Raw genomic sequence first — 17,730 nt, forward strand, 5'->3', positions numbered from 1 at the left:
CGCGTAAACGATCTACTCGTACGCGATCACCCCGATCGCCGACTCCGGGTGGCGCGGAGCGTCACGGAGGCGGGTTTCGCGGTGGCGATGCCGGTCACGATGACATCCGTGGGCAGTTGCGTGGCCCACCGCACCGAACCGTCCCGGGCGTCGACCTCCCGTATCCGCAGGCGCCCTTCCCCGGGGCCGCACCGCGCCACCTCGACGACGGTGGCCTGCCCGACCCGTGCGCCCGCCAGTACGCAGCCGCTGTCGTACCAGCGGCGCTTCCACAACCGCCCGCCGTCCGACAGGCGGTATCCGGCCTCGTCGGCGGGGGACAGGACGACGAGCGTGCCGCCCGCGACACCGATCCGGGTCACGGCCTCGGGCCCGGGCGGCTTCCGGACCGTCAGCGAACGCGACCAGGTGGTGCGCCCGTTCGCCAGGTCGAGCACGACCAACTGGTCGCACCCTTCCGTTGGTTTCGGTCCGGTGCCGTAGACGATCGCCCCAAGCTTTCCACCATCACCCGGCGTCCCCGACATCGCACAGGGCACCAGCCCCGGCGCCGGCGGTTTCACGGTCCACCGCGCCTTTCCGGTGTCCGAGTCGAAGGCCCGTACGTCCTTCTCATTGGCGCGCACCAGAACGTCCTCGGTGAGCCAGGCACCGATGAGCTTCCTGGATTCGCCGCGCAGGTTGCTTCCCTCACCGGCACCGCGGGCTTCCCGGGACGCTGCGACCACGCCGTGCCCCAGCCGTAGTCCATCGGTTTCCGTGGTGCGAGCAGGGAGACGTCGGGCCAGGCGGAGTGGTTCCTGCCGGATGGGCGCCGTGTCTTGACGGCCCTTGGGGCCACGCCTACATTACTTCCAGATAGTAGAAGTCATTTTCCGCAATACGGAATTCTGCGAAGGGTTCCGGCAGGAAGGTGAAGCTCTCCGCGGGGCGCGACGGGAGCCGGAAACCGACGGCCGAAGCAGGAGTACGCAATGGCTCGAATGACCGCTGCCCGCGCGGCAGTTGAGATCCTCAAACTGGAAGGCGTCACCGACGCGTTCGGTGTGCCGGGCGCGGCGATCAACCCCTTGTACGCCGCCCTCAAGGCCTCCGGCGGAATCGACCACACCCTCGCGCGCCATGTCGAGGGCGCCTCGCACATGGCCGAGGGGTACACCCGTACCCGGCCCGGAAAGATCGGCGTCTGCATCGGTACCTCCGGCCCCGCAGGCACAGACATGATCACCGGCCTGTATTCCGCGACCGGTGACTCCGTCCCGATCCTGTGCATCACGGGTCAGGCGCCAACTGCCGTGATCCACAAGGAGGACTTCCAGGCCGTCGACATCGCCTCGATCGCCAAGCCGGTCACCAAGATGGCGGTCACCGTGCTGGAGGCGGCGCAGGTCCCCGGCGTCTTCCAGCAGGCCTTTCACCTGATGCGCTCCGGTCGCCCCGGGCCCGTACTCATCGACCTGCCCGTCGACGTCCAGCTCACCGAGATCGAGTTCGACCCCGAGACGTACGAGCCGCTGCCGGTCTACAAGCCGTGCGCGAGCCGCCCGCAGATCGAGAAGGCGCTTCGGATGCTGAACGCGTCCGAGCGCCCGCTGATCGTCGCCGGTGGCGGCGTCATCAACGCCGACGCCTCCGAAGTCCTCCTGGAGTTCGCAGAGTTGACGGGCATTCCGGTCGTACCCACGCTCATGGGCTGGGGTGTCCTCCCCGACGACCATGAGCTCAACGCCGGCATGGTCGGCCTCCAGACCTCGCACCGCTACGGCAACGCGACCTTCCTGGAGTCCGACTTCGTCCTCGGCATCGGCAATCGCTGGGCCAACCGGCACACCGGCAAACTGGACGTCTACACGGCCGGCCGGACGTTCGTGCACGTCGACATCGAGCCGACGCAACTCGGGAGGATCTTCGCGCCCGACTTCGGGATCGCCTCCGACGCGAAGGCGGCGCTTGAGCTCTTTGCCGAGGCGGCACGGGAGTTGAAGGCGGAGGGTGCCCTGCCGGACCGGTCCGCGTGGGCCCGGGCGGCGCAGGAGAAGAAGGCCCGGCTCCAGCGGCGTACGCACTTCGACGACATCCCGATCAAGCCGCAGCGCGTGTACGAGGAGATGAACAAGGTCTTCGGACCCGAGACCCGGTACGTGTCCACGATCGGCCTCTCGCAGATCGCCGGCGCCCAGATGCTGCACGTCTACCGGCCGCGCCACTGGATCAACTGCGGCCAGGCGGGCCCGCTGGGCTGGACCGTCCCGGCCGCCCTGGGCGTGGCGAAGGCCGACCCCGAGACGTCCGTGGTCGCCCTCTCCGGCGACTACGACTTCCAGTTCATGATCGAGGAGCTGGCCGTCGGTGCCCAGCACCGGATCCCGTACGTGCACGTCCTGGTGAACAATGCTTACCTCGGTCTGATACGCCAGGCGCAGCGCGCGTTCGACATCGACTTCCAGGTCAACCTCGAGTTCGAGAACCTCAACTCCCCGGAGCTGGGCGTCTACGGCGTCGACCACATCAAGGTCGCCGAGGGCCTGGGCTGCAAGGCGCTCCGTGTCACGGACCCCGGCGAACTGGGCGCCGCCTTCGAACACGCGCTGAAGCTGGCCGCCGAGCACCGGGTGCCGGTCGTGGTCGAGGCGATCCTGGAACGCGTCACCAACATCGCGATGTCCACGACGAACGACATCAGTGCGGTGGTGGAGTTCGAGGAGGTCGCCAAGGAGGCGTGGCACGCGCCTACGTCGATCAGGACGCTGAAGACCTGAGTCCCTGCATGACCTGTATGAGGCCCGCCGCCCCCGTGCCGGCGGGCCTCATGTGCTGAGGATGTGCCCACAGGCAGGGTGAGTTGAAGCCCCTGGCACGGGTTCAGAGGTTCTCTTGAGGCTTCCGTAGGCGGCGTACGCATGCTGGCGTACCGGCGGGACACAGCGAGCGCCGGGCACGGAACCGTCCGTGTCCGGCGTTCACTGTGGGTCCGGATGGCGCCGGCGCCCGGGCGCGACAGGACAGATGTCAAGCGGCGGGGCCACCCGGAGTCATCGGGGTGTCATACCCGCGCGCCGGAGAGGCGCTCGACCGCGCGCAGCAGCGCGGAGTGGTCCAGGCCGCCGTCGCCCTGCGTGCGCAGTGAGGCGACGATTTGGGCGACCACGGCGCCTGCGGGCAGGGCCGCGCCGACGTTGCGGGCGGCGTCCGTCACGATGCCCATGTCCTTGTGGTGCAGGTCGATACGGAAGCCGGGCTTGAAGTCGCGGTTCAGGAAGTTGTCCTTCTTGCGGGTCAGCACGGTGGAGCCCGCGAGGCCGCCGTTCAGGACGTCGAGGGCCGCCTTCAGGTCGACACCCGACTTCTCCAGGAACACAACGGCTTCGGCGCAGGCCTGGATGTTCACGGCGACGATCAGCTGGTTCGCGGCCTTCACGGTCTGGCCGGAGCCGTGCGGCCCGCACAGCACGATGGTCCTGCCCAGCGCCTCGAAGAGAGGCTTCGCCTCGTCGAAGTCGGCCTGCTCACCGCCGGCCATGATGGACAGCACGGCCTCCACGGCGCCCGCCTCGCCACCGGAGACCGGGGCGTCGAGCACACGGATGCCCCGCGCTGCCGCGGCCTTGGCCAGGTCGACGGAGGTCTGCGGGGTGATGGACGACATGTCGACCAGCAGGGCGCCGGACCGCGCGTTCTCCAGGATGCCGTCAGGGCCGTACGCGATGGCCTCGACCTGCGGCGACGCGGGCACCATCGTGATCACGACGTCCGCGTCCCGCACGGCTTCGGCGATGGATCCGGCCGCGGTGCCTCCGGCGGCGGCCAGGCGGTCGAGCTTCTCCTGCTCCAGGGTGTAGCCGGTGACGTCGTAACCCGCCTTGATCAGGTTCTCGGACATGGGGGAGCCCATGATGCCGAGGCCGATCCAGGCCACCGCAGGGCGGGTTGGGTGGGAGGAATCTGCGAGTTTGCCGGTCATGAGCGTGCCTCTCCAACTGCTGTGCTACGTCTGTGGGGTGGCCGTTCGGCGCGCGGCGCGCGCCTCGCGTGGCAGCCAGTCGAAGGCCTGGGCGCTCGGCCGGTCGCCCGGCTTGTACTCCAGGCCGACCCAGCCCTCGTAACCCGCCTTGCCCAGCTGGTCCAGCAGTTCCTCCAGCGGGAGCGCGCCCGTGCCGGGGGCCCCGCGGCCGGGGTTGTCGGCGATCTGGACGTGGCCGGTCTTCGTGGCGTACCGCTCGATCAGCGAGGGCAGGTCCTCGCCGTTCATGGACAGGTGGTAGAGGTCCATGAGGAAGCGCGCGTTGCCCAGCCCCGTCGCCTCGTTCACCTTGTCGACGATCCCGACCGCGGCCGGGGCCGACACCAGTGGATACAGCGGCGACTCGGGCCGGTTCAACGCCTCGATCAGCAGGCTCGCGCCGATGCGGTCGGCGGCGCGGGCCGCGAACTGAAGGTTCTCCAGCGCGAGCGCGTCCTGCTCGGCCGGGTCCACGCCCTCGACGCGGTTGCCGTACAGGGCGTTGAGCGCCTTGCAGCCGAGGGACCGGGCGAAGTCGGCCGCCACATCGACGTTCGCGCGGAACTTCTGCGACTCCTCGCCCGGAATCGACAGCGCTCCCCGGTCGGGGCCCGGCAGTTGCCCGGCGTAGAAGTTCAGCCCCGTCAACTGGACGCTCGCGTCATCGATCGCCTTCTTCAGGGCGTCGAGTTCGGACCGCTCGGGGGTAGGGGAGTCGACCCAGGGCCACCACAGCTCGACCGCGGTGAAGCCCGCCGCGGCGGCTGCCGCGGGGCGCTCCAGGAGCGGGAGTTCCGTGAAGAGAATCGACAGGTTGACGTTGAAGCGCTGCGCTGCGGCTGTGCCCCGTTCAGAACCTGGCATCGGGTCGGCGCCCCCTTCCTAGATATTCCGTATTACGGAATTTATTTTCTGCTCAATGGAAGGCTGCCTGGGGTCGGGGAGCCCTGTCAAGAGCGGCCCCAGAAAAACGCCCCCCGCGCGGGCTGCGCGGAGGGCATGGCTGGGGAGGGGGCTCAGAGCGCGTCCACAGCGCTCACCTTCCAGCCCTCGGAGGTGCGGTCGAGCGTCATCAGCACCCGGTTCAGATCCACGCGCGGTCCCGAGACCTGGGTGCTCCTGGTCACCTGGTTGACGAAGAGCAGCACGACCGCCTTGTCCGGTGAGGCCGATACGACCGAGGCCGCGGGAGTGCCGCCGGCTGTGGGTTCCGCGACGGTTGCCTTCACCACCCCCTCGTACTTCCTGGCCGTCGGTCCGACCACCGTCTTCGTGGTCTTCCGGTACTTGTCGCGGAAGTCTCCGGTGAGACGGGCGCGCGCCGCGGCGAAGTCACGGTCCAGGCGCCGGTAGTCGTACGACAGCACGACGGGCGCAGCCTTCCGCGCGGCCGTGAGCGCCTGCCCCCGTGCCTGCTCGGCCCGCCGCCCCTCCCGGTACTGCCATCCGAGCACGGCGACCGCGACCAGGCCCGCCATGAGCAGGACGGACAGGATCGCGGTGAACAGCCTCCCGCGGATTCGCCGCGCTCCGGCACCGGTACCGGAGCCGGTCTCGCCCTCGTCCTCGCTCTCGTCCTCGCTCTCGGCATCGGCCTCGGCATCGACCTCGGGCGGATCCTCCTCGAAGGACTCCGGTGACGGCTCTGGCGGGTCGTCCCAGCCGTCCGGAACCTCGATGACCACAGTGGGCCCGGACTCCTGTCCCTCCGGCCGCCGCGGTGTCCTGTCGGCGGCCGCTTCCACCGGGGCCGGGGCCCCGGGATCGCCGGTGACGCGCTTCGCGCCCTGGGCCGCTGTGCCCTGGGTCGCTGTGCGCTTGGCCGCCGCGCGGGCGGCCGCCGTCAGGGTGCGGCGGGCGGGCGAGACGGCACCACGCGCTCGGGAGGTCGGGTTCGCCACGGTCTTACTCCTTACTGGTCGGACGGCACGGGCCTGGTCGCACGGCACTCGACTGGTCGTACGGCACTGGTTGTACGCGGGCGGAGCCCGGTCAGCCGACGAACTCCACGTCGGAGGTCAGCCAGCGGCCGTCCTTGAGGACGAGGTCGAGTTGCAGCCTGTAGGTGCGCGCCTCTCCGTCGGGCACGGCCGTGTTGGTCACCTTGCTGTCGGCGACCACCAGGACACGAGCCGAGCGCTCGTCGGACCGGACGATGCCCGCATCGAGGACCCGGCCCTCGGACACCGACTTGTTCCGGGCGACCAGCGCCGTCAACTCCTCGGTCTGCGCGGCGAACTGCTCCTTGAAGTCGCCGGTGGCGCCCTTCAGTACGTTCCCGCTGTCCCGGTCGTAGTGCCGGTAGTCGAGGGAGGTGAAGTTCAGCGCCGACTGACGGGCCGCCGCGAGGACGTCCTGGCGCCGCTGCTCCGCCTCGTGTCGCTCGAACAACTGGACGCTCAGCCAGATGGTCAGCGTGGTCGTCACGGCAGTCGCCACGGCGAGTCCCGCCGCCAGGGCCCTGTGCCGCCGGGTGGACGGCAGAGGTGCCGCGCGACGCCCGGCGAACGTCAGGGCGCTCAGCTTCTGCAGCTTCCCGGTCATGCCATCGGTCCCACGAGCAGCCATTGCCAGGATTCCTTTCCGAACACGGTCTGCTGTCCGCCCGTCGAGCCGATCTCGACGGGTGTTCCGTCCGGGCCGGTCGCGGTGCCGGTCTCCGGGTCGTACGGCGCGACGTACGCCGCCCGGCCGGCACCGCCGGAACCGGAACCGGTCGACGCACCGGGCGCGTTCTGTGCGCCACGCACCGAGGTGTCCCCGCCGCGCGGAGCCGTGCAGCGCGCGTCGGTGTTCGCCGGGCGCGTGCTCGTGTCCGCGGGATCGCGCCGCCGCGTCCCGTATCCCTGGGTGCACGGCGGCGGGTCCTCGGCGTTCACTACCAGCCCGAAGTGGGTGGTGCCGTCGCCGGGGATGACGGTGTAACTGCCGGCGACCACCACCGGGAAGGTGACCAGGGCCTGCTCCACGCCGGGCAGCCGCGCCACCGTGACCTGACCCCCGCTGATCAGATTGGCCAGCAGGACCCGAAGATCCGGACCGGTGGACCTGAGCAGCGAGTTGACCTCCTGCCCGGCCGGTGCCGCGTTGCCGATCAGCCTGCGCAGGTCCCCGTCGCTCGACTTCAACTCCGCGGTGAGCGCCGCCAGATCGCGGGAGAACGACTTGATGGACGAGCCCTGGTCGGCCTGCGTCTTGAGGACCTTCCGTGAGTCCTCGATCAGCGAGACCGTCTGCGGGAGCGAGTCGGACGCCGACTCCACGAGCGCGTTGCCCGAGTCCACCAGCCGGCTCAGCCGCGGTCCGGTGCCGGCGAAGGCCTTGCCCAACTCGTCGACGGTGACCCGCAGATCGTCCTTGCCGACCGAGGTGACCAGCCGGTCCAGACTGAGGACCATGTCCGTGGTGGGCAGCGGAACCCGCGTGCGGTCGCGCGGGATCGTGCTGCCGTCGAGCAGATACGGGCCGCCTGCGTCGCGCGGCTGCAGATCGACGTACTGTTCACCCACCGCTGAACGGTTCGCCACCACGGCCAGCGTGTCCGCCGGGATGCGCGGCCCGTCGCCCTCGATGTCGAGAGACACCGAGACGCCCTCGGAGCCGGCGAGCCGCAGCGCGCCGACCCGCCCCACCGGCACCCCGCGATACGTGACCTCGGCACCGGGGAAGATGCCCCCGGAATCGGCGAAGTCGGCCCGCACGGTGTAACCGCGGTCGAGGAGTTCGTCCACCAGGCCCGTGTACTCGGCGCCGACGTACGACACCCCGACGGCGGTGACGGTGGCGAAGGCGAGCAGCTGAGCCTTGACCGTACGTGTGATCACGGCTGTATCCCCTTCAGCATGAGCTCCGCGAGCGCGAGGTCGATCCCGGGAGGCAGGCCACCCGCGTTGTCGAGGGCGGCGTAACTGCTTGTGCACACCGGTGGGCACAGAGGGCCGCCGCCCGAGGGCGCCGAAGGCTTGTCAGGCGTGTCCGGCAGGTTCGGCGTGCTCGGCAGCGCCGTGGGTGTCGGCAGGTCCGGCACGTCCGGTACGTCCGGGACTTCGGGCAGATCCGGGACCTCGGGTGCGTCGTCCTGACCGTCGTCCTCCCCGCCCCCCTCTCCGGGCTCGTCGGTGAGGTTGCCGTAGATGCCTGACAGATCGAGGTCGGCGGTGATCTTGAGGTTGACGTAGTCGCCCTTGACGGCGTCCACCGCGTTGCGCGGAAACGGGTAAGTGGTCAGCAGCTCAAGGGAATTGGGCAGATCGTCGCCCGCCTTGTCGAGCTGTTGCAGGATCGGCCTCAGCTGCTTCAGGTTCGCGACCGTGTCGTCCCGCGAGGCGTTGACCACCTTGGTGCCGGTCTTGCCGAGCTTCGACAGCGCGGTGAGCATCTTCGTCAGATCACGTCGCTGGTCGGCGAGAACCTTCAGCGCGGGCGGCATCGTGTCGACGGCCCGGGCAATGGTCTTCTTCTCCTTCCCGAGCCGTTTCGCCAGCCGGTCGATGCCCTTGAGCGCGCGCACGATGTCCTTGCGCTGCTTGTCGAGGCCGCCGAGGAACGTGTTCAGCTCCTTGAGCAGGGACTTGACCCGGTTCTCCCGGCCCGCCAGAGCCTTGTTGAGCTCCACGGTGATCGTCTTGAGCTGGGCCACCCCGCCGCCGTTGAGGAGCGCGGACAGGGCCGACAGCACCTCTTCGATCTCCGGGTTCCGACCGCTGCGGGACAGCGGGATCCGGTCGCCGTCGCCGAGCCGGCCCACGGGGTCGGTGTCCGGCGGGGCGGACAGCGCCACGTACTTCTCGCCGAGCATGCTGGTCTGCCGCAGCTCGGCGACCGCGTTGCCGGGCAGCTTCACCGAGTCGGCGACGCGCAGCCGTACCCGCGCGTGCCAGCCGGCCAGTTCGACCTTCTCGACTGCGCCCACGGTGACGTTGTTGACCTTGACCGCCGACTGCGGCACCAGGTCGAGTACGTCCCTGAACTCGACCGTGACGTGGTAGGCGTGGCCGTCCGCGGCGGCACCGCCGGGCAGCTGGACGTCGTACCAGCCGTTGAACTCGCAGCCGGACAGCAGCACCGAACCGACCGCCGCCCAGGCGACCGCCCCTCCCTTGCGCAGCATGCTCATGCGTTCGCCCCCAGAATTCCGCCGAGGGTCCGGTCGACCGTGCCCGTGCTCGGCACCGCCGGGGCCCGCGGCACCTCGGGCAGCGACTTGAACAGCTTCTCCAGATCCCGGCAGTCCGGGTTCTTGCCGCCCTCGTCCCCGGTCGTCTTCAGCAATGAGCACAGCACCGCGGCCGGGTCTTGCGGATGGTCCGGGTTGTTGCGGGTGTCGAGGGTGCCGGCGGACGCGTTGTAGGCGTTCTGGAGATTGGACAGACCGGTCGGCGAGACCTCCAACAGCTCCTCCAGCGCGGCCCGTTGGGTGACGAGGACTTTGGTGACCTTGCTGAGGCCCGTCACGTTCGAGGTCAGCGACTTCTTGTTCTTCTTCACGAACTCGGAGATGTCACCGAGCGCCGTCCCCAGATGCTTCAGCGCCGCCGCGAGGTCCTTGCGCTCGCCGGCGAGCTGCTTGGCGACGTTGGCGAGGCTGGTGTTGAACGACCGCACGCTCGTGTCGTCGGCCGCCAGCGCGGCCGTGAACACCTGCAAGTTGCGTACGGTCCCGAACAGGTCCCCCCGTCCGTCGGACAGGGTCGTGACCGCCTGCGAAAGGTCCTCGACCGTCTGGTTCAGGTTCGTGCCCTGCCCGTCGAGGTTGTCCGCGCTCACTCCCAACAGCCGTGACAGTGAGCCGTCCTTGTTCGCGCCCTTCGGGCCGAGCGCCTCCGACGTGGTGTGCAAACTGTCGAAGATCCGGTCCAGTTCGACCGGTACGGCCGTACGCGCCTCGGGGATCACGTCGCCGTCCCGCAGCACCGGGCCCTTCCGGTACACCGGCAGCAGCTGCAGGTAACGGTCGCTGACCACCGAGGAGTTGATGATCGCGGCCTTGGCCCCGGCCGGCACCTTGCGCCCCTCCTCGTACTCCAGCTCCACCCGCACCCGCTCGCCCTCCGGCGTGATCTTCTTGACCTCGCCGATCCGGACGCCGAGGACACGCACGTCCGAGCCGGGGTAGATGCCGACGGTGCGCGGGAAGTACGCGGTGACGCGCACGGGCTCCGAGCGCGGCCACAGCACGACGGCCAGCGTGGCGACGACTGCCAGGGCGGTGACCAGGGCCAGGCGGCGAGCCACAGGTGAACTTCCCCTCACCAGTGGTGACTTCATCGCGAGCCTCCCGTCCGCGGTACCACCGGAGCGGCGACCATGTTCTGGATGTAGCTGTCGAACCAGCGGCCGTTACCGAGGGTGTTGGAGAAGACCCGCACATAGGGCGCGAGCAGCCTGACGCTCCGGTCGAGACTCGACTGGTTGCGTTCGAGCATCTTCACGAAGGTGTTGAGGCCCTTGAGTGCGGGTCCGATCTCCTTCCGGTTGTCCTCGACCAGGCCGGAGAGCTCGATACCGAGCGCGGCGGAGCTCTTGAGAAGGTTGTGGATCGCCGTGCGCCTCTTGTTGATCTCCTTGAACAGCTTGTCGCCGTCCTTGACCAGAGCGGAGAAGTCCTCGGAACGCTCGGCCAGCACCCCGGTGACCCCGTTCGCGTGGTCGAGGAGTTCGCGCAGCGCCTTGTCGCGCGAGGCCACCGTCTTCGAGATCCTCGACAACCCCTTGATGGACGCCCGCACCTCGGCGGGCGAGTCCTGGAAGGTGGTGGAGATGGTGTCCAGCGCCTTCGCGAGCCGCTCCGTGTCGACCTCCTCGGTCGTGGTGGTCAGATCGCTGAAGGCCTGCACGACGTCGTACGCCGCCACCGTCCGCCCCAGCGGGATCTCGTTGCCGGGCTTCAGCTGTCCCGGCCCCTTCGGATGCAGCGCGAGATACTTGGCGCCGAGGATCGTCTTGACGCGGATGGACGCACCGGTCGCCGTGCCGAAGGCCGGGTCGCCCTTGACCTTGAAGGTGACCTTGACGTGATCGCCGTCCAGGTCGACCTCCTCGACCTTGCCGACCTTGACCCCGGCGATCCGCACCTCGTCGCCCGCCTTGAGCCCGCCCGCTTCCGAGAAGGCCGCGCTGTACGTCCGGCCGCCGCCGATCAGCGGGAGACTGTCGGCGTTGAACGCGGCGAAGGTCAGCAGCGCGAGGGCGGTGAGGCCGGCGGCGCCGATGACGACGGGGTTCCGGTCCCGGAAGGGGATCAGTCGAGGCAGCAGCCGTATCCGTGGCAGTCTCGGCCGCAGGAACCTCAGCAGCTTCGGTGGTTCGATGCGCACCTTCACCAGCGGTTCCGGGCGGGGCACGCGGGTCCTGCGCGAGGAGAAGCGCTTCGTCATCCGCCACACCTCGCCCTCGCCACATGCAGCTCGGGAGTGAGCACCTGCTTCGTCTTCGGCAGTACGATCCGGCCGTCGAAATCGCAGAGGTAGAAGTTGAACCACGAGCCGTAGGACGCCGTCCCCGTCAGCTCGTTGAGCTTGTTCGGCAGCCTCTTCAGCACGCCCTCCACGGTCTTCTCGTTCTTGTTGAGCGTTCCGGTGAGATCGGTCAGCTCGGCGATGTCGTCCTTGAGCGGCGGGCGCGCGTCCTCCAGCAGTCCCGAGGTGGCCGCGGCCAGGTCGCCGATGCTCACCAGCGAGTCGCCGATGGGCTTGCGGTCGGCGGACAGTCCGGAGATCACCCGCCGCAGCTGCTTGAGCAGTCCCGAGAAGCGGGCGCCGCGCCGGTCGAGCGTCTTGAGCACGGTGTTGAGGTTGTCGATCACGGAACCGATCAGCTGGTCGCGGTCCGCGAGCGTGGTCGTGAGCGAAGCCGTGTGTGCGAGCAGGCTGTTGACGGTGCCGCCCTCGCCCTGAAGCGTCTTGATGATCTCGGTGGCGAGCTGGTTGACGTCCTTGGGGCTGAGCGCGGCGAACAGCGGCTTGAAGCCGTTCAGCAGAGCGTTGAGATCCAGGGCGGGCCGGGTACGCGACAGCGGAATCGTGCCGCCGGGCCGCAGCCGTGTCCCGTCGCCCGCGCCCTCGGTCAGCGCGATGTACCGCTGTCCGACCAGGTTCCGGTAGCGGACGACCGCGCCGGTGCTGCGCAGCAGCGGACGGTCCGCACCGACCGTGAAGCTCACCTCTGCCCGCGTACGGTCCTTGATCCGGATGCCCTCGACCTCGCCGACCCGCACCCCGGCCACCCGTATGTCGTCGCCCTCCTCCAGGCCCGTGACGTCGCTGAACACCGCGCGGTACGTGTGCTCGGGGGTGAACGAGATGTTGACGATCGTGGCGGCGAGCAGGGCCGTCGCCAGGATCGTCACCACCGCGAACAGGCTGAACTTGAAGAGCGGCGCGGCGGCCTGCCGAGCTCCCGTCGTCTTCGTGCGTCCTGTGCTCATGCGACGCTCACCGCCGTTCCGCGGGCCATCGGGCCGAACAGCAGGGTCGCGACCGGCGGTACCTCGTCGGCGGGCACGCCCATGGCGGGCGCCACGAGGGAGCCGACCGCGCGCTGTTCGGCCTCGGTGGCGGACACATCGACGCCGCCGGGCAGACTGCTGCCCGAACTCCCCTTGGCCGTACCGTCGTTGAGCTTGGTATCGGGTGCGGGCACGCTGGGGCCCGGGAGACCTCGGCAGTTGGGCCCGGACCGCTCGCCGTAGCGCGGCTCCTCACCCGGTGCGTACGCGGGCCTCTGCCGGACGACTTCGAGGGTGATGCGCATCTTGCCGCCCCGGAACGCCTCCTCCGCGGCCTCTTCCTGCCGGACCAGGCCGTCGAGGAGGCAGGGGTACTCGGGCGAATAGCGGGCGAAGAGATCAAGCGTGGGGCGGGAGACCCGGCCGAGGGTGATCAGCCGGTCGCCGTTGTCGTCGAGGAACTCGTCCGCGGTGCCCGCGACGCCGGTGGTCGCGGTGAGCGCGGCGGCCAGTTGGTCCCGCTTCTCGACGAGGGTGCGGCTGGTGGTGACGGTGTTGCGCAGGATCTTCATCAGGTCGGGCGCCGCGTCCCCGTACACCTCGGCGACGTCGGCGAACCGCGCGATGTCCTCCTTCAGGGACGGCATGTGCGGGTTGAGGCGGCGCAGATAGTCCTCGACGCGGACGAGGTTGTCGCCGATCCGGTCCCCGCGCCCCTCCAACGCGGTGGAGAACGCCGAGAGCGTGGCGTTGAGCTTGCCGGGCTGCACGGTCCGCAGCAACGGCAGCAGATCGTTCAGCAGTTGCTGCAACTCGATACCGACTTTCGTACGGTCCTGGGTGATGACGTCCCCGGCGCGGATGGGCCGGGCGGACGCGCCCCGGGGTGCCACGAGATCGACGTACTTCTCGCCGAACAGCGTCTTGGGCAGCAGCCGCGCGTGCACGTCGGCGGGGATGTGCGCGACGTGCTCCGGCTTGAGCGCGATGTCCAGCGTGGCCTTCTCACCGTCGGCTCGCACCGCGCGCACCTCGCCCACCAGCAGCCCGCGCAGCTTGACGTCGGCGCGCGGATCGAGCTGGTTGCCGAGGCTGTCGGCCTCCAACGTGACGCGCACGACCGGGGTGAACGCCTGCTGGTAGACGGCCACGGCGAGCGACAGCAGCAGCGCGAGCACAGCGATGAACACAAGGCCGTACAACCGCAGTCTCATTACTTTGGCGACTCTCATGGCGCTCACCCCGCGATCCGTACGGTCGTGTTGGCGCCCCAGATCGCGAGGCTCAGGAAGAAGTCCAGGACGTTGATGGCGACGATCGACGTCCGCACGGCACGGCCCACCGCGACGCCGACGCCCGCCGGCCCGCCGCTCGCGTAGTAGCCGTAGTAGCAGTGCACCAAGATGATCAGGACGGCGAAGACGATCACCTTGCCGAACGACCAGAACACGTCGACCGGCGGCAGATACTGCTGGAAGTAGTGGTCGTACGTGCCCGCCGACTGCCCGTAGTAGCCGGTGGTGATGGTGCGGGCGGCGAAGTACGAGGACAGCAGCCCGACCACGTACAGCGGGATCACGGCTACGAACCCGGCGATCATCCGCGTCGTCACCAGGAACGGCAAGGACGGAACGCCCATGACCTCCAGGGCGTCGGTCTCCTCACTGATCCGCATCGCGCCGAGCTGGGCGGTGAACCCCGCCCCCACGGTGGCGGACAACGCCAGACCGGCGACGAGCGGGGCGATCTCGCGGGTGTTGAAGTACGCCGACAGGAACGCCACGAAGTTGGAGGTGCCGAGCTGGTTGAGCGCCGCGTACCCCTGGAGACCGACCTCCGTGCCGGTGAAGAACGACAGGAAGGCGATGACGCCGACCGTGCCGCCGACCACGGCGAGCGCGCCGCGGCCGAAGCTCACCTCGGCCAGCAGCCGCAGGATCTCCTTCTTGTACCGCCGCAGGGTACGGCCCGTCCATGCCAACGAGCGGCCGTAGAAGACGAGTTGGGTGCCCAGCTCTTCGAGGGAGCGGAGCGGGCGGTCGAGAGGGCGCATGAGCCGCGTAGGACGCATCGACTAGCCCCTCTGCGGAACGATTTGGAAGTACACGGCGGTCATCACGAAGTTCGTCACGAACAGCAACATGAAGGTGATCACCACCGACTGGTTCACCGCGTCGCCCACGCCCTTCGGACCGCCCTTCGCGGTCAGTCCCTTGTACGAGGCGACGATCCCGGCGATCGCTCCGAAGACGAGGGCCTTGATCTCGGCCGCCCAGAGATCGGAGAGCTGGGCGAGGGTGGTGAAGGAGGCGAGATACGCGCCCGGTGTGCCGTTCTGCAGGATGACGTTGAAGAAGTAGCCGCCCGCGACGCCGACGACCGACACCAGCCCGTTGAGCAGTACGGCCACCACCATCGAGGCCAGCACCCGGGGTACGACCAGCCGGTGGATCGGGTCGATGCCCAACACCTGCATCGCGTCGATCTCCTCGCGGATCTTCCGCGCCCCGAGGTCCGCACAGATCGCCGTGCCGCCCGCACCCGCGATCAGCAGCGCTGTGACGATCGGCGAGGCCTCGCGCAGCACGGCGAGCACCGAGGCGGCCCCGGAGAAGGACTGGGCGCCCAACTGCCGCGTCAGGCTGCCGATCTGCAAGGCGATGACCGCGCCGAAGGGGATCGAGACGAGGGCCGTCGGCAGGATGGTCACGCTTGCGACGAACCAGGCCTGCTGGATGAACTCCCTTGCCTGGAAAGGGCGCCGGGGCATGGTCCGGACGACATCCAGGGCCATCGCGAACAGATTGCCGGACTGCCTGAGCGCTCCGGTCGGCGACAGGCTCATGCGTCGGCCACCTGCTTCCGGTGCGGGCCGGTGTGAAGGTCCGGGTGAAGGCCGGCCTCGCGCCGGGCGATCGCCTGCCAGCGGGGTGGGCGGGTGATGCCTGGGCCCGGCAGCAGGCGGGGAGTCATGACCTGACTGCCGGGTGTCTTGGTGCCCTCGCCCTTTTCGCCGTCGCCTTCGCCTTCGCCTTCGTCTCCGCGGAGCTGGGCGAGTTCCTGCTCGACCTGGGCGGCGTCCTTCTCCTCCGCCATGCCGATCGGCCCTTGCATCCGGCCGTTCAGGAACTGCCGTACGACGGGCTCGTCGCTGGTCAGCAGCTTCTCGCGAGGCCCGAACATGACCAGCTCGCGGCGGAACAACAGTCCGATGTTGTCCGGGACCTGGCGGGCCGAGGCGATGTCGTGCGTGACGATCAGGAAGGTCGCGTCGATCTGGGCGTTGAGGTCGACGATGAGCTGGTTGAGGTAGGCCACGCGGACGGGGTCGAGGCCCGAGTCGGGTTCGTCGAAGAGGATGATCTCGGGGTCGAGGACCAGGGCCCGCGCCAGCCCGGCCCGTTTGCGCATTCCGCCGGATATCTCGCCGGGCAACTTCTCCTCGGCGCCGATCAGGCCGACCATGTCCATCTTCTCGAGGACGATCCGCCGGATCTCGCTCTCCGGCTTACGGGTGTGCTCGCGCAGCGGAAAGGCGATGTTGTCGTACAGGCTCATCGACCCGAACAGCGCGCCGTCCTGGAACAGCACGCCGAACAGCTTCCGCACCTCGTACAGATCGTGCTCACGGAGCTTGGTGATGTCCCGGCCGGCTATCCGCACCGACCCCCGCTCCGGCTTCAACAGCCCCACGAGTGTCTTGAGGAACACCGATTTGCCCGTCCCCGAGGGCCCGAGCATGACGGAGACCTCTCCGGCGGGCAGCGTCAGTGACACGTCCTGCCAGATGACCTGGTGCCCGAAGGACTTGGTCAGCCCTTCCACACAGATCTCGACACCCATCCGTTCCGCCCTTCAGCCGTGGAGCAGCTCCGACATCTGCTCTACGGGGAGGGGCAGGGCGTCCGTCGCGACGGAGGCGGATTTTTTTCGAGCGGGTTTCGGGGGCGCTGCGGGCGCTGGGCGCTCCGCTGGAAGTGCTGTTCGAAGGCGCGGGTCCGTCGTGGCTGGTCGTGCGGTTCCCCGCCCCTGAAGGGGCGTGGAACCACACCGGACTTCGGCAAGTCCGCCTAGGGGAGCAGGCTCGGAGTGGGTGCGTCGATCGGGGGCTGGGGCGACGGTACGTCGGCGGAGTCCGGCTTCGTGGACACGGAGGACTCGACCGGTACGGCCGCGTCACGGGGTGTGCCCGGCAGCTCAGGCTCGGCGGAGACATCCGGAAGGCCGGACACGCCCGGTATCTCGGGTACCTGCGGAACATCCGGCGCCGACAGCTCGGGCAGCGCCGACAGCGAGACCTCTGGCAGGGGCGGCACGGACAGGGGGAGGACCGATCGGTCGTCGGCCGACGGTGATGCCCCGGGCTCGGGAACCGCCGTGACGTCCGTGGCCTCTCGTGGGTCAGGCGCGCCGTCCCGGCCGGAGCCGTCGGGCCGGAGCGTTTCGGCGGGCCCCGACACGGTGGGCCGCGGAGCCGACCCGTCCCCGTCACCGTCATACGCGTACGGCAGCACGAACCCCGCCACCGCAAGGGTCGCTGCCGTCGAGGCGGCCGCCACGGCCTGCGTCCTGCCTCCCCCGCGCGGTTGCCCCCGCCCGATCAGGAACAGCGCGAGCCCCAGCGTCGCCGCCAGTGAGTTGCGCAGCGTCCGCCGGGCCCGGGCCAGCAGCGACTCAACGGTCCGGTAGCTGAGCCCCATCTGTACGGCGACCTCACCGACGTCCAGGTCCTCGGACTTCAGCCGCAGCGCCTCCGCCTGGCGTGCGGGCAGCTCGCCGCTGCGGACGGCCAGCCACATGGCCTCGGCCCGGTCGCACACCGCCTCCTCGACGGGCACCGGTCCGGGTGCGATCAGGGTCGGGCTCGTGCGGACCTCGGCCTCGCGGTTGACCTGCCGGTAGCGGTCCACGCACAGCCGCATCGTCACCGTCGTCAGCCAGGCCGCGAGTCGCTCGTCGTCCAGGTCGGGGCGTTCCGCTGCGCGCAGCATCGCCTCGTGAACGGCGTCCTCGGCGTCCTCCAGGCTCATCGACCTGCGCCGGGCCACTTTGAGCAGGTGCTCGCGGTGGCTCCACATGCGCTGCCAACGGTCGTCGGCCGCCGTCGTCTGTGCAGGCATGGTCTCCGCAGGCATGTCCGTCGCCATGAGGGCCCCTTCGCGCTCATCCACCGGCCTCGTGCTCGTACCGTCCGGCGGGGTGGGGCGACATTACCGTCCGGTAGTCGGGCTTGTGGAGGGGGATGCGTGGTGCCTCCGGCGGTTACCGCCGAAGGCCGGTCGTG

16 protein-coding genes are annotated in these 17,730 nt (G+C 69.4%); 1 reads left to right on the forward strand and 15 read right to left on the reverse strand.

What is annotated here, in order from left to right; all coding sequences use genetic code 11:
- Positions 1-26: 26 nt before the first annotated feature.
- Entirely contained in the window at positions 27-728 is a 702-nt protein-coding gene (locus tag ACFYO0_RS20100) for a PQQ-binding-like beta-propeller repeat protein (RefSeq protein ID WP_388677465.1), read from the reverse strand.
- Between the two features lie 246 nt (positions 729-974).
- Between ACFYO0_RS20100 and gcl the strand changes: the two genes are divergently transcribed.
- A complete protein-coding gene (gcl, locus tag ACFYO0_RS20105; protein WP_388677468.1) occupies positions 975-2,759 on the forward strand; it encodes a glyoxylate carboligase in 1,785 nt (594 codons plus the stop codon).
- 284 nt (positions 2,760-3,043) lie between these two features.
- On the opposite strand, the gene ACFYO0_RS20110 is transcribed toward gcl, so the two are convergent.
- The 14 genes from ACFYO0_RS20110 to ACFYO0_RS20175 all read right to left on the reverse strand — a co-directional run bounded on the left by ACFYO0_RS20110 (position 3,044) and on the right by ACFYO0_RS20175 (position 17,593).
- Positions 3,044-3,961 carry a 2-hydroxy-3-oxopropionate reductase gene (locus tag ACFYO0_RS20110; protein ID WP_388677471.1) on the reverse strand — a complete coding sequence of 306 codons (918 nt, stop codon included), beginning with the start codon at positions 3,959-3,961 and terminating at the stop codon, positions 3,044-3,046.
- 24 nt (positions 3,962-3,985) lie between these two features.
- Positions 3,986-4,864, reverse strand: a complete 879-nt coding sequence (locus tag ACFYO0_RS20115) for a TIM barrel protein (protein WP_388677474.1) — start codon at positions 4,862-4,864, stop codon at positions 3,986-3,988.
- Between the two features lie 152 nt (positions 4,865-5,016).
- Positions 5,017-5,901, reverse strand: a complete 885-nt coding sequence (locus tag ACFYO0_RS20120; RefSeq protein WP_388677477.1) for a hypothetical protein — start codon at positions 5,899-5,901, stop codon at positions 5,017-5,019.
- A 91-nt stretch (positions 5,902-5,992) separates the two neighbouring features.
- Positions 5,993-6,544, reverse strand: coding sequence for a hypothetical protein (locus ACFYO0_RS20125; protein ID WP_388677480.1), 552 nt, complete (start codon positions 6,542-6,544; stop codon positions 5,993-5,995).
- Complete coding sequence (locus tag ACFYO0_RS20130) at positions 6,541-7,824, reverse strand: MCE family protein (protein WP_388677483.1); 1,284 nt, start codon at positions 7,822-7,824, stop codon at positions 6,541-6,543. The genes ACFYO0_RS20125 and ACFYO0_RS20130 overlap by 4 nt, the downstream gene beginning before the upstream one ends.
- A complete protein-coding gene (locus ACFYO0_RS20135) occupies positions 7,821-9,116 on the reverse strand; it encodes an MCE family protein (RefSeq protein ID WP_388677485.1) in 1,296 nt (431 codons plus the stop codon). The genes ACFYO0_RS20130 and ACFYO0_RS20135 overlap by 4 nt, the downstream gene beginning before the upstream one ends.
- On the reverse strand, positions 9,113-10,267 hold the full coding sequence (locus ACFYO0_RS20140) for an MCE family protein (RefSeq protein ID WP_388677488.1): 1,155 nt from the start codon (positions 10,265-10,267) through the stop codon (positions 9,113-9,115). The genes ACFYO0_RS20135 and ACFYO0_RS20140 overlap by 4 nt, the downstream gene beginning before the upstream one ends.
- On the reverse strand, positions 10,264-11,244 hold the full coding sequence (locus ACFYO0_RS20145; protein WP_388677627.1) for an MCE family protein: 981 nt from the start codon (positions 11,242-11,244) through the stop codon (positions 10,264-10,266). The genes ACFYO0_RS20140 and ACFYO0_RS20145 overlap by 4 nt, the downstream gene beginning before the upstream one ends.
- Positions 11,245-11,372: 128 nt before the next feature.
- Positions 11,373-12,425, reverse strand: a complete 1,053-nt coding sequence (locus ACFYO0_RS20150) for an MCE family protein (protein WP_388677491.1) — start codon at positions 12,423-12,425, stop codon at positions 11,373-11,375.
- On the reverse strand, positions 12,422-13,660 hold the full coding sequence (locus tag ACFYO0_RS20155; RefSeq protein WP_388677494.1) for an MCE family protein: 1,239 nt from the start codon (positions 13,658-13,660) through the stop codon (positions 12,422-12,424). Before ACFYO0_RS20155 ends, ACFYO0_RS20150 begins: the two co-directional genes overlap by 4 nt.
- Before the next feature lie 23 nt (positions 13,661-13,683).
- A complete protein-coding gene (locus ACFYO0_RS20160) occupies positions 13,684-14,517 on the reverse strand; it encodes an MlaE family ABC transporter permease (RefSeq protein WP_386350171.1) in 834 nt (277 codons plus the stop codon).
- Between the two features lie 3 nt (positions 14,518-14,520).
- Positions 14,521-15,291 (reverse strand): MlaE family ABC transporter permease, encoded by a 771-nt coding sequence (locus tag ACFYO0_RS20165; RefSeq protein ID WP_388677498.1) that lies wholly within the window; start codon positions 15,289-15,291, stop codon positions 14,521-14,523.
- Positions 15,288-16,289 (reverse strand): ABC transporter ATP-binding protein, encoded by a 1,002-nt coding sequence (locus tag ACFYO0_RS20170; RefSeq protein ID WP_388677501.1) that lies wholly within the window; start codon positions 16,287-16,289, stop codon positions 15,288-15,290. Before ACFYO0_RS20170 ends, ACFYO0_RS20165 begins: the two co-directional genes overlap by 4 nt.
- 227 nt (positions 16,290-16,516) lie before the next feature.
- Positions 16,517-17,593 carry a sigma-70 family RNA polymerase sigma factor gene (locus tag ACFYO0_RS20175; protein WP_388677504.1) on the reverse strand — a complete coding sequence of 359 codons (1,077 nt, stop codon included), beginning with the start codon at positions 17,591-17,593 and terminating at the stop codon, positions 16,517-16,519.
- Positions 17,594-17,730: the final 137 nt, after the last annotated feature.

The sequence above is a fragment of the Streptomyces sp. NPDC006365 genome, assembly GCF_042870755.1.
Classification (GTDB): Bacteria; Actinomycetota; Actinomycetes; order Streptomycetales; family Streptomycetaceae; genus Streptomyces; species Streptomyces xiangluensis.